Genomic DNA, 14,982 nt, shown 5'->3' with positions numbered 1-14,982 from the left:
CATCATGGCCATACCTGCACACATAATGTTCTCGGCGAGCGAGGTCCTGGGGGCGGCCAGCGACCAGGTGGTCGCTTTTTTAGCAGGTGGCCCTCCGCACGATTTCCAGCGTGCTCTCCTAAGCCGTGCCCGGACAGGGGTGGCAGTAGATTTGCTGTTACCCCGCAGCGAAGTGATGGGCCTGGAGCTCACCCACCAATATTTTCAGCACCTGGAGGCTGCAGGAGGGCGCCTGTTTCTCCTGGACCTGGCCCCCGACGATTGGCAGCAGTTGCAACTCGCCCGCTGCCACCAATTGTGGATTGACCAACGGCAGGCCCTGGTTTTTGAACGTACTAAAAAGCGCTTTCTTTCACTGTCCACGGAGTTGGAAGCCCGCCCTTTCGCCCGGCGACTCCAGCGGTTGTATGCCTTAGCCTACCAGGCTTCGCCGGCAGCGTTGGCCCAATACCTGGCCCCCCGGCCCCAACCCGTGATATTGCCCCGTTTTAGTGCGGATTCGATGACGGTAAGGGCGGGTGGAAATGTCCGACTCGGCTGGTCGGCCCCCGGAGCGGAGCGGGTTAGCCTGGAGCCGGACCTTGGCGAGGCGGCGGCAACGGGAAGTGTTTTGTTGCGCATTGATGCGCCGAGCACCTTCGATTTGCGGGTTGACTACGGAGCGGAAGTAGTGGTGCGCAAAAGCCTCTCCATTGCCTTGGCCGCGCAGCCTGGGCTGGACTACTGGCTGACGGTTGCAGATCCTCACGGAGGTCCTGCATCCGTGGTGGCGGCTTCTTCCCCGGACTTCCCTCATCACTATGGAATGATTCAAGGCCAGGCGCTTACCCTCCACTGGCGTACCCGGGCGGTGGACAGGCTGTCTTTAAACGACGTGGATTTGTCCTTGCCCCACGGTGCCCTCCCGCTGGCGCAGGAAGAGGAACTGACCTTGCGCTTGGTAGCAACTGGTGCAGGAACCACGGTGGAGCAGACCATTTACGTCAGGGCCTTTGTTCCGCCGGAGTTGCCTGTGCAGGTGCTGGCGGTCAGGAGCCCCGCCCTTCCTGCCATTCAATTTCCGGAATTGCCCGAAGTAGTGGATTCGGCCAGCCTCCTCGGTGCCCTTCCTCCGGAGATGGAGCAGGAGTTGCGGGCACGGTGGGCCGCAAGCGAGGCTAGGTGGAATCGAACGCCGTGGTGGCTTTCCCTGCTCAAAAAGACTTTCCCATGAACCTGCGTCCGCGCCCAATTACGAACGAAAGCCCTCGCAGACCTGCCCGGCGCCCGCTGTTACATTTCCTCTGGTCTTGTTCCGGGGCCAACCAGGAAGTACTGGCCGCCTGCCCGCGCTCGGAGCACGTTAAATTTGCCGGCATCGGGGCAACCGTGTTTTTCACCGGTCTGCTGGCGGCACTTTCCGGAGGCTACGCCTTTTATACGGTGTTCAATAGTACGCCGCTGGCGGTGGTTTTTGGTCTCCTCTGGGGCGGCATCATCTTTAACCTCGACCGGTTTGTGGTGGCCACCATCAAGAAAGACGGGGCCTTTTCGCGGCAGCTATTGCTGGCCATTCCCCGCCTGTTGCTGGCCATTGCCCTGGCCGTCGTCATTGCCAAACCGCTGGAGCTGCGCATTTTTCAGGGGGAAATCGAGGAAATTCTGGCGCAGCAGAAAATGGAAAAGGGCGCGGCCGCAGGTGCGGAGTTCAGGATGAGGAGCGAGGAACTGGATGCACGCCGCTCCGCACTCCAGGCCACCACCGAGGCACGCCGGGAACAGCGGGAGCGGGATTACCAGGACTACAAATGCGAGTGCGACGGCACCTGCGGAACGGGGCAACGCGGGCGGGGCAGCGAGTGCGCCCGCAAGGAAGAAAAGTACCGGCAATCCAACGTCGAATACCAGCAAACCAAAGCCGTCAACGACGCCGAAATCGCCGCCATCGGCCAGCAAATCAATGAACTGGACGCCGCCGCTTCCACCGCCCGCCAGACGGCGGAGGCCCAGGCTGCCACCGGTTTACTTGCCCGCCTATCCGCCAGTAAATCTCTACCCCAGGGCCCTGGAAACTTCATCGTGCTCCTGTTTCTTCTCATTGAAGTGGCACCCATCCTGACCAAACTGCTCTCCCCCCGCGGGCCCTACGACGAGCTGCTGGCCCGTATCGAACACCAGTTTTACCTCGAACAAATCCGACTCATCGAGGCCGAAAAACTGGCGGTGAATAAGGAGGTTTCCCTGCGCTCCGGCCTCCATCGCGCTGAAGTGGACGCCGAAGTGCAGCAAAAACAACAGACCCTGCGCGCCGTCGCCGACGCCCGCATGGAGATCGTCCAAGACCAAATCGATGCCTGGCTGGCCGAAGAACGCATCCGCCAACTCACCCGACGCCCGCCCGCCAGCGCCCGCAAAGACCTCCACGATGAAAAGTAAACACCCCACTCCTGTCACGCCGCCCACTTTCCACCCCGCAGCAGAGACGGCAAAAGGCAACCTTAACCTGGCGGATCATCGACCAGCAACGCAGACTACTGCCCACCTGGTGCAACTCGCCCAAAACCCAGGTAACCCGACCCAGGTACCCGGTACGGGAATCGTCCAGCTGGTGAAATACATCCGGAAAAATGGCCGCGTCAGGGAGGTGGCCGACGAGTATAAGAAAAAGAAAGATGAGCGGTGGGCCACCTTAGAAGAATACCGCAGGAATCCCTCGGGCGTATCTCCCGAAGAAAAAGAACGCTTGCAGGAAATACAGCGCCAAAAGGACCTCCGCAGACAACGCCGCGAGGAACGGGAAGAGCGGCTACAGCGCGTGCCTCCCACCGTTACGCGCACGGATCGGAATTTTCCTTCCACCACCAATAGCCGGGGGCTGGGTAAAGCACATACCGTACCGGAGGGACTGGCCCCGGCGGGGCGTACCCCAATTCCCTCCTCTGAACAACTGCAGCAAGACAGCCCGTACAAGGGCAGCAGCAATCTGGTGTCATTTACCGGTCCCAGACCCATTAATGGCGGCCAGGTTTACGGAGGGGAGGGCAGAGAAGAACTCACGGTCAAACTCCGCAAGCTGGCCCGGGCCAAAGAACGTGGAAAGGTGGATTCCTCCCACCTCGAGGTAAAGACCAGCAGCGATTTGCTCCGCGACCCCACCATTGGCGGCGATCAAAGGCTTTCCGGGTTTACCCGCAAAGATGATGAGCACCAGGTTCGGATCAGTTCACCCGAAGATGGTCCGCTCCGCACCATCCCGCCACGTTTTCTTATCGGGCCGGGCTTCCCAAATATCCATGATTCGGATTCGGAATCTGATTCAGATTCGGAGAACTAACCAAGCCGCTTATAAGGTTTTTCCGTCCTTCTTGAACTCCCGCCGGATGCCGAAGATGACGTCGCGCTGAAATACGATGGGCTCCGGGCGCTGCACGGCAGCCAGGGCACAGTAGCGAACGACATTGACGATGGCACCTCCAGCCAGTTCGTAGTCGCGGGCGATGGTGCGTAGATCCACGTCTTGCGCCAACGGAATCACCGTGCCAAAGGCATCTTCCCACAGCCGCAGGCGCTGCACCACCCCGGGCATGGGGAAGTAGAGCATGGATTGGAAGCGGCGGGTAAAAGCTTCGTCGAGGTTCGTTTTCAGGTTGCTGGCCAGGATGACCAGCCCGTTGTAATCTTCAATACGCTGGAGGAGGTAGCTGACTTCCTGGTTGGCGTGGCGATCGTGCGCATCCTGGGTGGCGGTACGCTTGCCGAAGAGGGCATCGGCCTCGTCGAAAAACAAGACCCAGCCCTTGTGCTCGGCCTGGTTGAAGAGATTGGCCAGGTTTTTTTCCGTCTCGCCGATGTACTTGGATACTACCTGCGAAAGGTCTACGCGGTAAACCGGACGCTTCGTTCTTTGGCCAATCAAGGTAGCGCACAGGGTTTTGCCCGTGCCCGGTGGACCGTGAAACAGCGTCCGGTATCCAGGTTTGAGGTGGCGGTCCAGTTGCCAGTCTTGTAGCAGGGTTTGCGCGTGGTTGCCCCAGGTGATGATTTCTTCGAGGTCTTCCAGAAGGTGGTCTTCCAATACGAGGTCTTTCCAGCAGAGTTTGGAGGTGAGGCAGCGAGCCGGAAAGTGGGTGGAAAAGCGGGGCTGGTAAATGGCCCCGGTGGTAAGCCGTGTGAGGTACTCTTCACTCAGTTGCAACGTACCGCTCAGGTAGGGTTCTCCTGCAACCTGGCCCGTTAGCTGCACGACGTTTCGGGTGTGCAGAAAATGGCTTTCGGCAAACAATTCCGTACACAAGAGGCGTTGCTCCAGGTCGCCGCCCGCCAGCAAAAACAGGGCTGTTTCTCCCGTGGGCAAAAAGCCACTGTGTTGTTTGCCGGTGACGCCACCAAACTCGCTGAAGCCCCGCTCAAAGAGGGTGTTTTTGGTAAAAAATACGTCCAGCAGCGCGGGTTTGAGGTGGGGGGCTAGTGCCAGCAGCAGGATCAAACGGTGGGCCTGGAGGTAGCCTTCCGTTTGCTCGGGGTAGGCTTGGCGCACCAGGCCGGCAAGTTCCCCCAGGAACCGGGCGTAGGGCGCTGCGGAATCCTTCCAGGCAGGAGGTGGCAGCGCCCAGGGGTCTTCCGTACCCCCATCCCGCTGGAAGTAGGTGGTAAAGCGGTGCTGAATCACCTGGTCGAGCCAGGCAAATTCACTGGCCAGAATGTCACTGTTGCTGGTAAGGTTGGGCATAATCAGGTAAAGTTGCTTTTCCAGGTCACCACCAGGCGCTTGTCCATCCAGGGCAAACTGATCATGGAGATGGTCCAGGGCAAAAAACTGAGGAGGATATCAAAGCCTTTGGATGCTACCACCAGGCTCCAGTGGTCTTCGCTTTCGTCCAGCCGGCCCTCCCGGAGCAGGAAACTGCCCTGGAGATTTTCCACGGTGGAGTTGCTCATCTTGTCCCAGTTTTGCAACACGGCATTTTGGAGCTGCCGGGAAAGTTCGATCTCCGCCTCCGTCATCTCCAGCGTATTGGGCACGGGCGTGTCAGTGGGCAGGCCGCATAGGATTTTATTGAGCACCAGTTCGTGTTCCGCAACCGTGGTTTGTCCGCTCACCAGGTACTGTAAAAGTAAGGTGCCGCGCACGGCTGCTGCCTCGTCTTTGAACGCCTTCCCCTCCAGCATGTCCAGCGTCCCGAAATAGCGGTTGAGAAACGGAGCGATGATCACTAAGCCAGAGTTGCCAATGAAAATGCTTTCGTTCAGGGGCTCGTCGATATCGTACTTGGTGTTGGTTTTTTCCTTGGTGGCGGCTTCTTTCTGCTGGCGCTGCCGGACGTCGGCCAGGGCACCCGCCCAGTCTTCGGTAACCCCCGGAGGCACTTGCTTCAGCGAATCCACCAAATCCACGAAGAGTCGCTCCAACGGAGTAGTCGTTTGCAGGGCGCTCAGTTGAAGCAGCTCGGTAAGGTACACTGTCCAATCGATGTGGACGCCCCGCCGGCCAACATAGCCCAGCAAATGCCCCAGGGCGAGACTGCTGAAAGGCCTGGCCGCCAGCCGGTAGCCCGCTGCGGCGAGCAAGGTCTGCAGTTCTGTCCACCACCGCTCCGCCCGCGCGGCTTTGGCCTCCAGGAGGCACTCCAGTACTTCCCGCCACAGGGTTTCCGGGAAAAAACGTTGGAACCTTTCCCGCGCCGTACGGTCGGCCAGCACCCCCAGGTACAGCGATTGGGCCAGCCCCGGATGCCGCCGGAGCAATTCTTCCTGGATCGTGCACAAGCCCGCCTGGGTAAACCCGTCGTTCGCGGTGGGGCCGGGAGTGCCGTAAAGGAGGAAGTGGCGCACTACGGCCAGGTCCGCAGCCAACAAGTCCACGTAGGCGGGAGCAGGTGGGGGCGGAGCCAACGTTTGCGCCGGGGTGTTTTGGCTGTCCTTCGCCGGCGGGGAGGGGCCGCTGGACTCCTGACCGGCCGAAAGGGCTCCCTCAATCCTTGAGTCGGAGGTGGGAATGATCGAACCAGGCGTGGTGTCTGGGGACGATGCGTCACCTACTTTTGAAGATTGCTCTTCGGCCGAGGAAAAGCCTTCAGAAGAGGAATGTCTATCAGTAGTGACTCCTGGGAGAGGCGGTGAGGTGAGTTCTCCTTCCGTCGGGTCACCGTTCCTCGTGGTGCGGCTGTTTCTTTCAGCAGGGGGGACTGGGCTGACCGGAGACCCGGGGTAGCCCGCATCCAAGGAGGGTGAGGGGCCGCTGGACTCCTGACCGGCCGAAAGGGCTCCCTCATTCCTTGAGTCTGAGGTGGGAATGATCGAACCAGGGGCAGTGCCCGGGGAAGAGGCATCACCTTTTGCTGGAAATTGCTCTCCGGCCGAGGACAAGCCTTCAGAAGAGGAACGTCCATCAGTAATTATTCCTGGGAGAGGGCGGGAGGTGAGTTCTCCTTCCGTCGGGTCACCGTTCTTGTTGGTGTGGCTGTTTTCAACTGTCGGTGGGGCTGTACTATCAGACACCTCCACCTTGTCCGTTTTCGACGGCGCGGCATGCGCATTTTCTTCCTTCGGCACTGCGCCGCTCTGTGGGACGCTGCCTCCGGCCGATGATGCCTTTGTATTGGGACGGCCGAGTGTGCCAAGATCCGGCGTAGCAGCGGTATCGTCCAGGGCCCGTTTGCTGCCTGCTTTCTCGGGGCCATGGTTGGGTGTTGATGTGCTGTTGTCCAGTTCACCAGCCTGCTTATCTCCGCTGCCCAACGGAGAAATGGGGTCAATGGACGACCTCACTATTTCGTCAGTTGCCCCCGGCGGAGCTGGATCTTGCCCTGATTCCCGCAGCAGCGTGGCCAGCCGGAAGAAGCGGATGTCCCCCAGCAAAATACTGGCCTCCACCTGGCTCAGCAGCGCTTCGGCCAGCCGTCGGGCGTCGACGCGATACCACCTTGCCGCCGAGGAGAGGGCCGACTGCACAAAAGCAGCGCTTTGGAATGCCTGGCCGCCCACCAGAAAATCCCACACCGGCCGCCAGGGGGTGGTAGCGGACGCGGTGGGGGCACTGCCCCGCACCAGTTCCTCCAGCGAACTGGTGAAGGCCAATGCCAAATCGGCGTACTCCGTAAAGACGGCGTGTATTACTTCCTGCAACGCGGCTGCGGAGAGGAAAGGAAAAAGCCGATCCGCTAATACCTGATGCTCTTGCAACAGCCGCCGGAGTTCCGGTGCATCGGCGCGGGTGGCGTGCCGGAACAACTCCTCCAGCGCCAGCGTTTCTTCCTCCCACCATGCCGCCTCGCCCGTTTGGAGTTGGTGCAACAGCGCCGCCCGGTAGTAGATCCCCGCCCGCAGCCCTTGGTCCTGTTTTTCGGCTTCGGTCAGCGCCCGCTCGCTTTCGCTCCGCAGCCGCGTTTGCTCCTGTTCACTCAGCTGGGCCACGATGCGCTCCAGGGCCGTTCTGAGGGTTAGCGGTGCCTCCGTACGTTCCGCCGTTGCCAATAGTTGTTGGGCCAACGATCGGGTGCCCAGTCGCCGCTCCCGGGCAACGGACGCCAGCAGGCTGCCAACGAAGGCCTGGCCCGTAAGCACCGCTCCGCCCCGGTTGAGCAGTATTGTCACGGCGTAATCACGGCAGCGCAACTTCGCCTCCGCCGCAGAAGGGTAACATTGGCTGGCCACCAGCAAGGCCTCCAGGGCAGCATACAGCAACGCAGCGCCCCCCAAAGCAGTGGAGAGCAAACGCGTCAAAAAAAGGGACAGGACCTTGGCGGGAAGGCTCCGCGTGATTTTGTCAAAACGGATGTTTTTACCCCGCAGCGCCGTTAAAAAATGCAGCCATTCATTTTGTCCGGATCGGATAAGCAGTTGAAAATCAGTAGTGCTAGGTGGTTTGAGTTTACCTGTTCTGTGGTCGGTTAACCACCCGACCCAGTTAGCGATAGCGGTAGCTTCTGGACTGTCCGCTTTGGCTTCTTCGCTGGGCGGTTCCGGTACTTCCGGGTGGCTGGCGGGAACGTTTTCTGCTTCCGGCGCGCTGGTAAGAATGGCCGTTTGGTGAAGGGCAGTGCGCACGCTGGCGGGCAGCGTTGTGTCTTGGGCGGCGTGCCGGAAAAAGTCGGCAACCTGCATCCACGACGCGCCGCTGGCCGTGGCCAGCACCTCGCCCCAACCCTTCAACACGGCGGGGAGGGGCCGGCTACGTTCGCCCCGGCTCAAACCCCGGATTGCGTAAGTCTGGCCCAGCCGCGCGTATTCACCCGGCGGCCTTGACCACCCTTGCGGACAAAGTTTTGCCAACTGCTGCGCAAATATCGCCCATGGTTCTTCGGCCGTAGCCCCCGTTTGGATCGGGCGCGGCCGCAGGTGCAGGGCTTCAGACGAAGGAGCCGGGGACCTACCAGCCGCAGGGTAATCCCCTCGCACCGGAAGGTCGCCGACGGAAGTTCCTGGCGGGGCATCAGTTCTGTCACCGGAGGTCTTTCCGTTATCGGAAAGATCAGTGTTCTGCTCTTCCAGGCTTTGCGGCAGGGGGGCACTTTCCTGGTGACCTTCTTCCATTCGCTGGGGCGCTTGCCAGCCGTCGCGGACTGCATCGGGTGGGGGGGATTGACCGCCGGGAGTCATTTGATCTCCTGCGGTTGTTCTTCCGGGCTGTTCGTTGGCGTCCGCCGCCAGACCGTCCGGACCATCGGAATTTGCTGCGGGCGAGATCCTGCGTGCATCGCCCTCCACAGCGTCGGGGTTGCCGGAAGCAGGCCCCCGTAGCACTTCCTTTTGCGGGGGTGGGGCACCGCTCTCCGCCGGACGATTGGCTGGAGGAGCAAACGTCCGTCCGGGCGCTACTTTGCGCGGGTCATCAAACGAATCTCCGGAGTAACCAGGAGCAGTGTTGTCTAAAGTTTCCTTTTGTGGGCTTGCGTGATCGGGCCCCGAGGGGTGAGGGTTTGGAGCCGTGACATCCGCTGCGGGTTTTTCTTTTGCCTGCGCATTGTTTTCCGGCGCGTCGTGGCCAGCCGGGAACAGGTCCGGAGCTGGTTGGGCGGGAGCTTGGTTACTGGGCGGGTAGGCGACCTCGCTGGCGGTCGCGGTGGATGGGAGGTGGGTTGGAAAGGTCTCAACTGGAGCGTTAGCGGCGTCCCTTGCTCGTTCAAGGGAGCCGGCACCTGCGGCCGCGCCCGGATCCTGGCCACTCGGGAAATCAGGCCGCTTCTTTTCCTGCGGAATGGCTGATGCCGTGGCGTGATCCATCAGCAAAGCCTCGAGGAGCGTTGTCAAAAAACCGGGAGAAAAGCTATTGGCCAGGCGGGTGAACGCCACCGGGGTATCCAGTAATTCGGCCAGTAAGTCAGACCAGTCGCCGTTCCCCGTAGCCAATAGCGGTGCCAGGTCTGCTTCCAGGCGTTCGATGCCCCGTGTTGCGTATTCCGCAGGCAGGTAGCCCCGTTCCAAAAAGTGGCGGAGGTGGAAGAGCACCGGCTTTGGTAAGCCTGTTGCAAAAGGGGCGGTCTCCGTGTTGATCGCTACGGCAGACTGGGCCAATAATCCGGGCAAGGGGCTGGCCCAGCGCTGGTTTTTCTCACGCCCTGCAAGGAGGTCCCGGCCGATTTCCCGGGCGGGCTGCTGCCGGGTTTTTGCCAGATGGTGCAGCAGGCTGGTAATGGCCGCCGTGTCGGGCATGGCAGGCCGGGCTCCCTGCCGGGGAGCGGACCACCAAACCAGTGCGACCCGCGATATTGGCAAGGTGCCCGGAACGGGAGCCAGGGCAGTGGCCAGACTATTCAGATCCTGCAGGTAGGCTTGCAGGCCCGGCCAGTCTGCCCCCCACCACCAGCGGTAGATGGCCGTGAAAGCCGTCGGGGTTAAGCTGCCGGCCCACCGCAAACCCACCTCGGGCGTGGCGACCAGGCGGCGCAGCGCAGCCAACAGCAGGGGATGCCCTTCCCGCAAAAAGCTGATTAAAACCTGTTCCGTCGTTTTGCCCGCAGGCAATTCTCCCGCCGCCAGCGGCACACCAGACTGAAGGAAACGGACCAATGCTTCAGCCAGATCCCGCCTATCGGGGTGGGGAGACTGGCGGTGGGGCAAAAGACCGTTGCTACTGGCCAGGGTCTCCAGGGCGTGCCGCCAGCTTTTTCCCAGGGTTTGTGCCCCGTCTGCCCGCAGGATCGCCTCCGCAAATCCAGGTGCCTCCACGCCCTGAATTTCCGCAACGCGGGTAAGCAAGACGGAGGCGAGGGAAGAAAAATGGGTTGCCCCCTGCGGTAACACGCTGGCCAGGCTTACCAAGGCGGAGACCGATGCCGAAGGGCTTGGTGGGGAGGCAGGACGCAGGGCCAGCAGGCTCGTCAACCCGGCGGCGTAGACCTGATGGCTTGGCCAGTGCTCCCGCCAAAGTACCTGGTTGAGTGCCCGTATGTCGCCTTCGGAAAACTGAGCCGCAAGACGTTGCCGGACCTGCACCTGGCCCAGCAAAACCTGTAGTTGTTGCTGGTGTTGGGGGGAGTCCTTAGCCAGAATGCGCCGTAGGAGGTCTGGAGGCTGTTCTCCCCTGCTGCGGCTTTGCCACCAGGGGTAGGAGCCGCGTTGGAGGAAAAAGCGGAGCGTATCCCAGTCCCGGTCTTCTCCGGCTGCCAGGGTGCTGCCTGCCCGGTTGGGCCGCATCCTGGCAGCGTTGTCGGGTCGCTCGGGAAATAAATCATCCAGGGCACGTCGGAGGGCGTTGGGGAGTTGGCGGAGGAGGTCTTGCTCGAGGTCGTCTAAGCGAAGCGGTTCCAGTTGCAGCCGGAGCTGGTTGATGCGGATCACGGTGCCATCGTCCGGAAATTCCGCCAACACCCTTTCTATGGCGTCCGTAACCCGATCCTGGACGCTGCCACTGAGCTTTTCAAACACGGCGTGTGCTTCCGTTTCTCTGCGGGCCTGGATGCGGTAGCGCTGCCGACCGATGAGGTGTGGCTTGCTCATGTGCCATAGTTTGGGTCTGGCGGCAGGCTATTGGCTTCCAGCCAGGTCTCGACCCGGGTTTGGAGAGGAGTAGCGGGGGCGGTTGGGCCGGGGCTTTTGCCGTCGCGCCGCCGTTGAAGTTCTTCTACGGCACCCCACTGGTGGCGGTGGGCCAGATCGGCCTGGGCCAGCCAGAAAATGACCTGGTCGGAAGTTATGATGAGGTTGTGGGCGGTGAGCTTTTCGTGGAGGGAGAGGGCGCTTTCGGCGGCCAGATCCTGGAACGTGTGGATGCCTGCGTCCCGCATGGCCTGAGCGGTTTTAGGGCCGATGCCTTCCAGCAGTTCCAGGTTGTTGGCCGGGAAGACGATGCCGTCCGTAGGCTCCGCCAGAAGGATACGGAGGGCATCGCCGCTAAAAGAGAAGGTGCCGCCACGGCTGCGGTAGGCCCGCAAATCCGTCAGGAGGCGCTTGTGGAGGGTGCCGGGGTCTACTTCGGTCCTCAGCGTTTGCAAATGGTGAACAATACGACTTTCCAGCGGACGTGGCGTCGGGAGGTCGGCTTGTTGGGCCAGCAACTCCTCCCACCTTTCCGCAACGGCCAAGTCACTTAAAGACTTGATTAGCTGGTATTCAGGCAGGCTGAGTTGAGGGGGAAGTTGATCGCGCAGCTCTTCCCATCCCTCTGCAGAGGTTGCGTTGAGCTGTTCAAAATCCCGGATGCCCCGGGTGCGGAGCCAGGCGGCTGTGGTATCGTCCAGGCCAGGAATAAGCAGAAAGTCGTCTTGCGGCACAATGAGACGGTAGCTGGTCGCCTGGCAAAGGAAGTCCAGCAAGAAGTAGGGCAATGCGGAGCGGGAGGGCTGGCGCTGGATCCAGGCTTCGAGGCGGTCGAGAAGCCCGGCGGGGTCTTTGGCAATGCTTTTGCGTTTGCGTTCCAGTTTGGTGCTGGGGCGCCGGGGCGGGTCGGCGGGCTGCCCGCGCAGGGTTTTTTCCTGGAAGCGTAACAGGTCTTCCCAGCGGCCTTCCAGGGCCAGCATCGCCTGGTGGCGCCAGCTGCGGACCTCCTCTTCCGTTTTTTCCGGCTCGTCGTTGGCGACGAAAATACTACGAAGTTTTCCTGCGGGAGTGCGGTGCAGGGCTTGCCAGCTATCGATGCTGGCCAGCTTGAGGGTCCGGATGGAAGCAGCATCCATGCCCGCAAAAATGCTGAAGTCGCGTGGCGAAAGGAAGAAGTCGTAGCCGAAGCGCTGGAGGAGGCGTTGGAGAACTTCCCTGGGGAGTGGTCCGGTGGACGAAGGTGTTGCAGCAGGACCAGGGTTCCCGTTGCCTGTGAGGAGCTGGCTGATGGCAAGGGAGTATTTGTTGTGGGCGGCTTCGTCGGCCAAGCGCAGAGCGGCCAGCCAGTTTTTGAAGAGTCCTTCAAACTCCCGCATTTTGCCCGGGGGCAGCCAGTAGTAGTCCACCGTCAGGTGAGCGGGTACGTGTTCTGCAATGACCCGCTGAAAGAGTTGCTGGAAGTCTTTTTGCTGGAAAGAGGCGGGCCAATCGGGTGCGATGACGCTGAGGCGGAGGGAGTAAAAATCGGCGCTCAAGCGGTGTCCTGCCAGGCGTTCACCCACCGGCCGGAAGCGATCCAGCAGCGCGGGTGGGTCGTTATCGCGGTAGTAGCGGCAGCGTTCGATGAGGAATGTGAGTTGCTGTTCCGCCCGCGCTGCGCCCCGGCCGATGCTGCGGTCTTCGGCGATGGGGAGGCTCATTAACAGGGGGTGCTGGTTGCGGGCTAAGACGATGCAGTGGCCCGAGGCAGTTTCCAAAAGCGTCCAATTGGCAGGTCGGGTGGCTAAGACGAGGAATTCGTTGCTCAGCTCCTGAAGGTCGGCTTCGCTGGTGTAGGCGGGGCTGCGCAGCACGAGGCTTCCGCCGCCAAGGTTGGCGGGAAGGGGGAGTTCCAATACCAAAAGCGTGCCCCCACTGCTCCGGGGCCGCAGGAGGATATTTTCCAGGAAAAAGAAGCCCTCACTCTGGTCGTTGATGCGGTTGAAACGGCGGATGAGGGCGTCGCGGGTGCGCTCCAGACTTTCTTTGCTTCCGGTCATTAGCCTTGCACCTGCGGCCGCGCCCTCCGCTTCTTTTTCCCCGGCTTTATCAATCCGGAAGCGAAGTTGGAAATCGCCCGCCTCCGTGGGCATGATGCGGTAATTGCCGGGCCGGGTGCCGTGTAAGAGAAGCTCCGCAAAGGAGTAGGGCAAGACGAGGTGCTCTTCGGCATTGGTCGCCTCCCCGGCCCCGGGCAGGTCGGCCAGCGCGGCAAAGTCGACCAGGGAACGGTTGTGGTATTTGACGAAATCACCCGCAGTGGGATCAGCCGGACGGTGCAAGTTGAGAAGTAAAGCCGTCCGTTTTTTGAGGCCTGCCACGTTTTCATTTTCCCAGGCGGCGATCGAATAGTCAAAAGCCTTGCTGCGGTTGCGGCTTAGTTCGGGATAGGCCCGCAGGTAGGCGGCTTTGCCAACCAGGAGTAGGTGCGTGAGTTCATCGCGGGTTTCCTGGTTGAGGATTTTCAGGAAGTCGCCGGAATAGACTTCCCCGAAGCGGGCCAGAAGGTGGTCCAGAAAGCGGTTGCGGCGCTCGTCGGCCGTACGGTGGGGATCAGCAAAACCGGCCATGGCCGCGTCAATGTCGGCTGGCGTAGGTTGGTCTTTTTCGTCCGAACGCAGCAGCTCGGCAACGTCGGGGATGTCCGTCGGAAACTGGTGGAAGTAGCTTGGGCTGCGGTGATCGTGCTCGGGCGCGATCGAAAAAAGGTTGCGCACGTTGGCCAACTGGGCGAGGTAATTGGCCAGGAATTGTTCGAAAAAAAGCAGGTAGCCTTTAAGCTGCCGGACCTGCGCGCGGTGCTCGCGGGTGGCCGTGGGGGGCGGCCCGAAAGGCCCCAGGCCGTAGACGGTGGGCAGCAGGTGCTGGAAAGAGTGGTAGGCGGCCAGGTCATCCATCTTGCGGGTCGATGCCGCTGGTGCATCCCGTAAATCGAGTTTAAGCTGGAAGCCCTTTTTAACCTTCGCCGCGAGGTCGTTGTGGAATTGCCGGGTTTGGCGGGGATTGGTCCGGACGGGAACCCCGTTGCGAAGCAGGCGGATTTCGCCCGGCTGCCCGGTGCCATCGAGCATGGAAATATCGAGGCTCAGGGCGGTATCCGGACTGGGAATGATCTCGTCTTCCCGCACCCGCTGGCCATTTTTCCACACGACCAGGTCGTTGACCATTTTTACGCCTGCGACCCGGGAGATGGATTCGCGCAGTAGCGAAACGTGGGTGCTGCGCGGTAGCGGGCGGAGTTCCCAGGGCAGGATGAAGCCTTGCTCCGGCTCTGGCCCGTCGAAAATGTCGTCGGGGGTAAGGCCCATGCCCTGAAGTTCTTCACGGGTGTAGTACCGCACACCGGGGTTGAGCAACTCCTCGATGGTGTGGAGGATGGTGGCCAGGACGACCTCCCCGTAGGCATCGGGTTCAATGTCGATGGTGGCGGCAAAACGGATGGGCTCATTGGCCAGGATGACGATTTCGGTAAAGTCTTCGCAGAGGTTGCGGTGGGCCATAAGCAAATCCCTGACCTGTGCTTCCACGGCCTGGGGGCTCAGCATGCGGTCAATCTGATCGGCGAGTTGCAGACGGACGCGAAACAGTCCCTGGTAACCGTGGGGGTGGTTGACGATGGGGTCTACCCAGGCGTTGCGAACGTCGTTGATGCGGTCGATGATCATGCGCCGGTAATCCGTTGGGGTCACGGGTGTAGTGGGCAGGATTTCGTGGGCCGGGAAAAAGGCGTTGGCGACGGTGGGGTGCCCATTTTCATCGTCGGCGTAGAGGAGGTCTTTGACCGGAAAATTGGCACGGTAACTCAGGTCGGTCAGGGCAAAGCAGAGGTATTCGAGCAAGGTGACGCCGGGATCGTGGACGTTGTAGTCGGTCCAGATGCGGCCAGAGAGCTGCTGAGCGTACGCGATGCCCGCCAGCCGCAGGGCATCGTAATTCAAGCTACCGGGTAGCGCTTCCGCCTTGGTTACGGTGACGTGCTTTTCCATC

Annotated in this window: 6 protein-coding genes; 3 read left to right on the top strand and 3 right to left on the bottom strand. The window is 61.1% G+C overall.

The window, feature by feature from the left end:
* Window positions 1-4 precede the first annotated feature (4 nt).
* Genes H9S92_RS21010 through H9S92_RS21000 form a run of 3 tightly spaced genes read left to right on the top strand, consistent with a single transcriptional unit; the run spans window position 5 to window position 3,313 of the window.
* A complete protein-coding gene (locus tag H9S92_RS21010) occupies window positions 5-1,213 on the top strand; it encodes a hypothetical protein (RefSeq protein WP_187468668.1) in 1,209 nt (402 codons plus the stop codon).
* Complete coding sequence (locus H9S92_RS21005) at window positions 1,210-2,415, top strand: DUF4407 domain-containing protein (protein WP_187468667.1); 1,206 nt, start codon at window positions 1,210-1,212, stop codon at window positions 2,413-2,415. The genes H9S92_RS21010 and H9S92_RS21005 overlap by 4 nt, the downstream gene beginning before the upstream one ends.
* Window positions 2,405-3,313 (top strand): hypothetical protein, encoded by a 909-nt coding sequence (locus H9S92_RS21000; RefSeq protein WP_187468666.1) that lies wholly within the window; start codon window positions 2,405-2,407, stop codon window positions 3,311-3,313. Before H9S92_RS21005 ends, H9S92_RS21000 begins: the two co-directional genes overlap by 11 nt.
* 9 nt (window positions 3,314-3,322) lie before the next feature.
* Here the strand turns inward: H9S92_RS21000 and H9S92_RS20995 are convergent, their stop codons facing one another.
* The 3 genes from H9S92_RS20995 to H9S92_RS20985 are packed head-to-tail and all read right to left on the bottom strand — an operon-like array spanning window position 3,323 to window position 14,981.
* On the bottom strand, window positions 3,323-4,708 hold the full coding sequence (locus tag H9S92_RS20995; protein WP_222936194.1) for an ATP-binding protein: 1,386 nt from the start codon (window positions 4,706-4,708) through the stop codon (window positions 3,323-3,325).
* Window positions 4,709-4,710: 2 nt separating this feature from the next.
* A complete protein-coding gene (locus tag H9S92_RS20990) occupies window positions 4,711-10,917 on the bottom strand; it encodes a contractile injection system tape measure protein (RefSeq protein WP_187468665.1) in 6,207 nt (2,068 codons plus the stop codon).
* Entirely contained in the window at window positions 10,914-14,981 is a 4,068-nt protein-coding gene (locus H9S92_RS20985; RefSeq protein WP_187468664.1) for a helix-hairpin-helix domain-containing protein, read from the bottom strand. The genes H9S92_RS20990 and H9S92_RS20985 overlap by 4 nt, the downstream gene beginning before the upstream one ends.
* Window position 14,982: the final 1 nt, after the last annotated feature.

This window comes from Neolewinella lacunae (assembly GCF_014349155.1).
GTDB classification, from domain to species: domain Bacteria; phylum Bacteroidota; class Bacteroidia; order Chitinophagales; family Saprospiraceae; genus Neolewinella; species Neolewinella lacunae.
This window is presented reverse-complemented; position numbering and strand designations above follow the sequence as displayed.

Coding starts and splice junctions, on each gene's coding strand:
- H9S92_RS21010 (WP_187468668.1), top strand. CDS start 5: ATGGCCATACCTGCACACATAATGTTCTCGGCGAGCGAGGTCCTGGGG.
- H9S92_RS20990 (WP_187468665.1), bottom strand. CDS start 10,917: ATGAGCAAGCCACACCTCATCGGTCGGCAGCGCTACCGCATCCAGGCC.
- H9S92_RS20985 (WP_187468664.1), bottom strand. CDS start 14,981: ATGGAAAAGCACGTCACCGTAACCAAGGCGGAAGCGCTACCCGGTAGC.
- H9S92_RS21005 (WP_187468667.1), top strand. CDS start 1,210: ATGAACCTGCGTCCGCGCCCAATTACGAACGAAAGCCCTCGCAGACCT.
- H9S92_RS20995 (WP_222936194.1), bottom strand. CDS start 4,708: ATGCCCAACCTTACCAGCAACAGTGACATTCTGGCCAGTGAATTTGCC.
- H9S92_RS21000 (WP_187468666.1), top strand. CDS start 2,405: ATGAAAAGTAAACACCCCACTCCTGTCACGCCGCCCACTTTCCACCCC.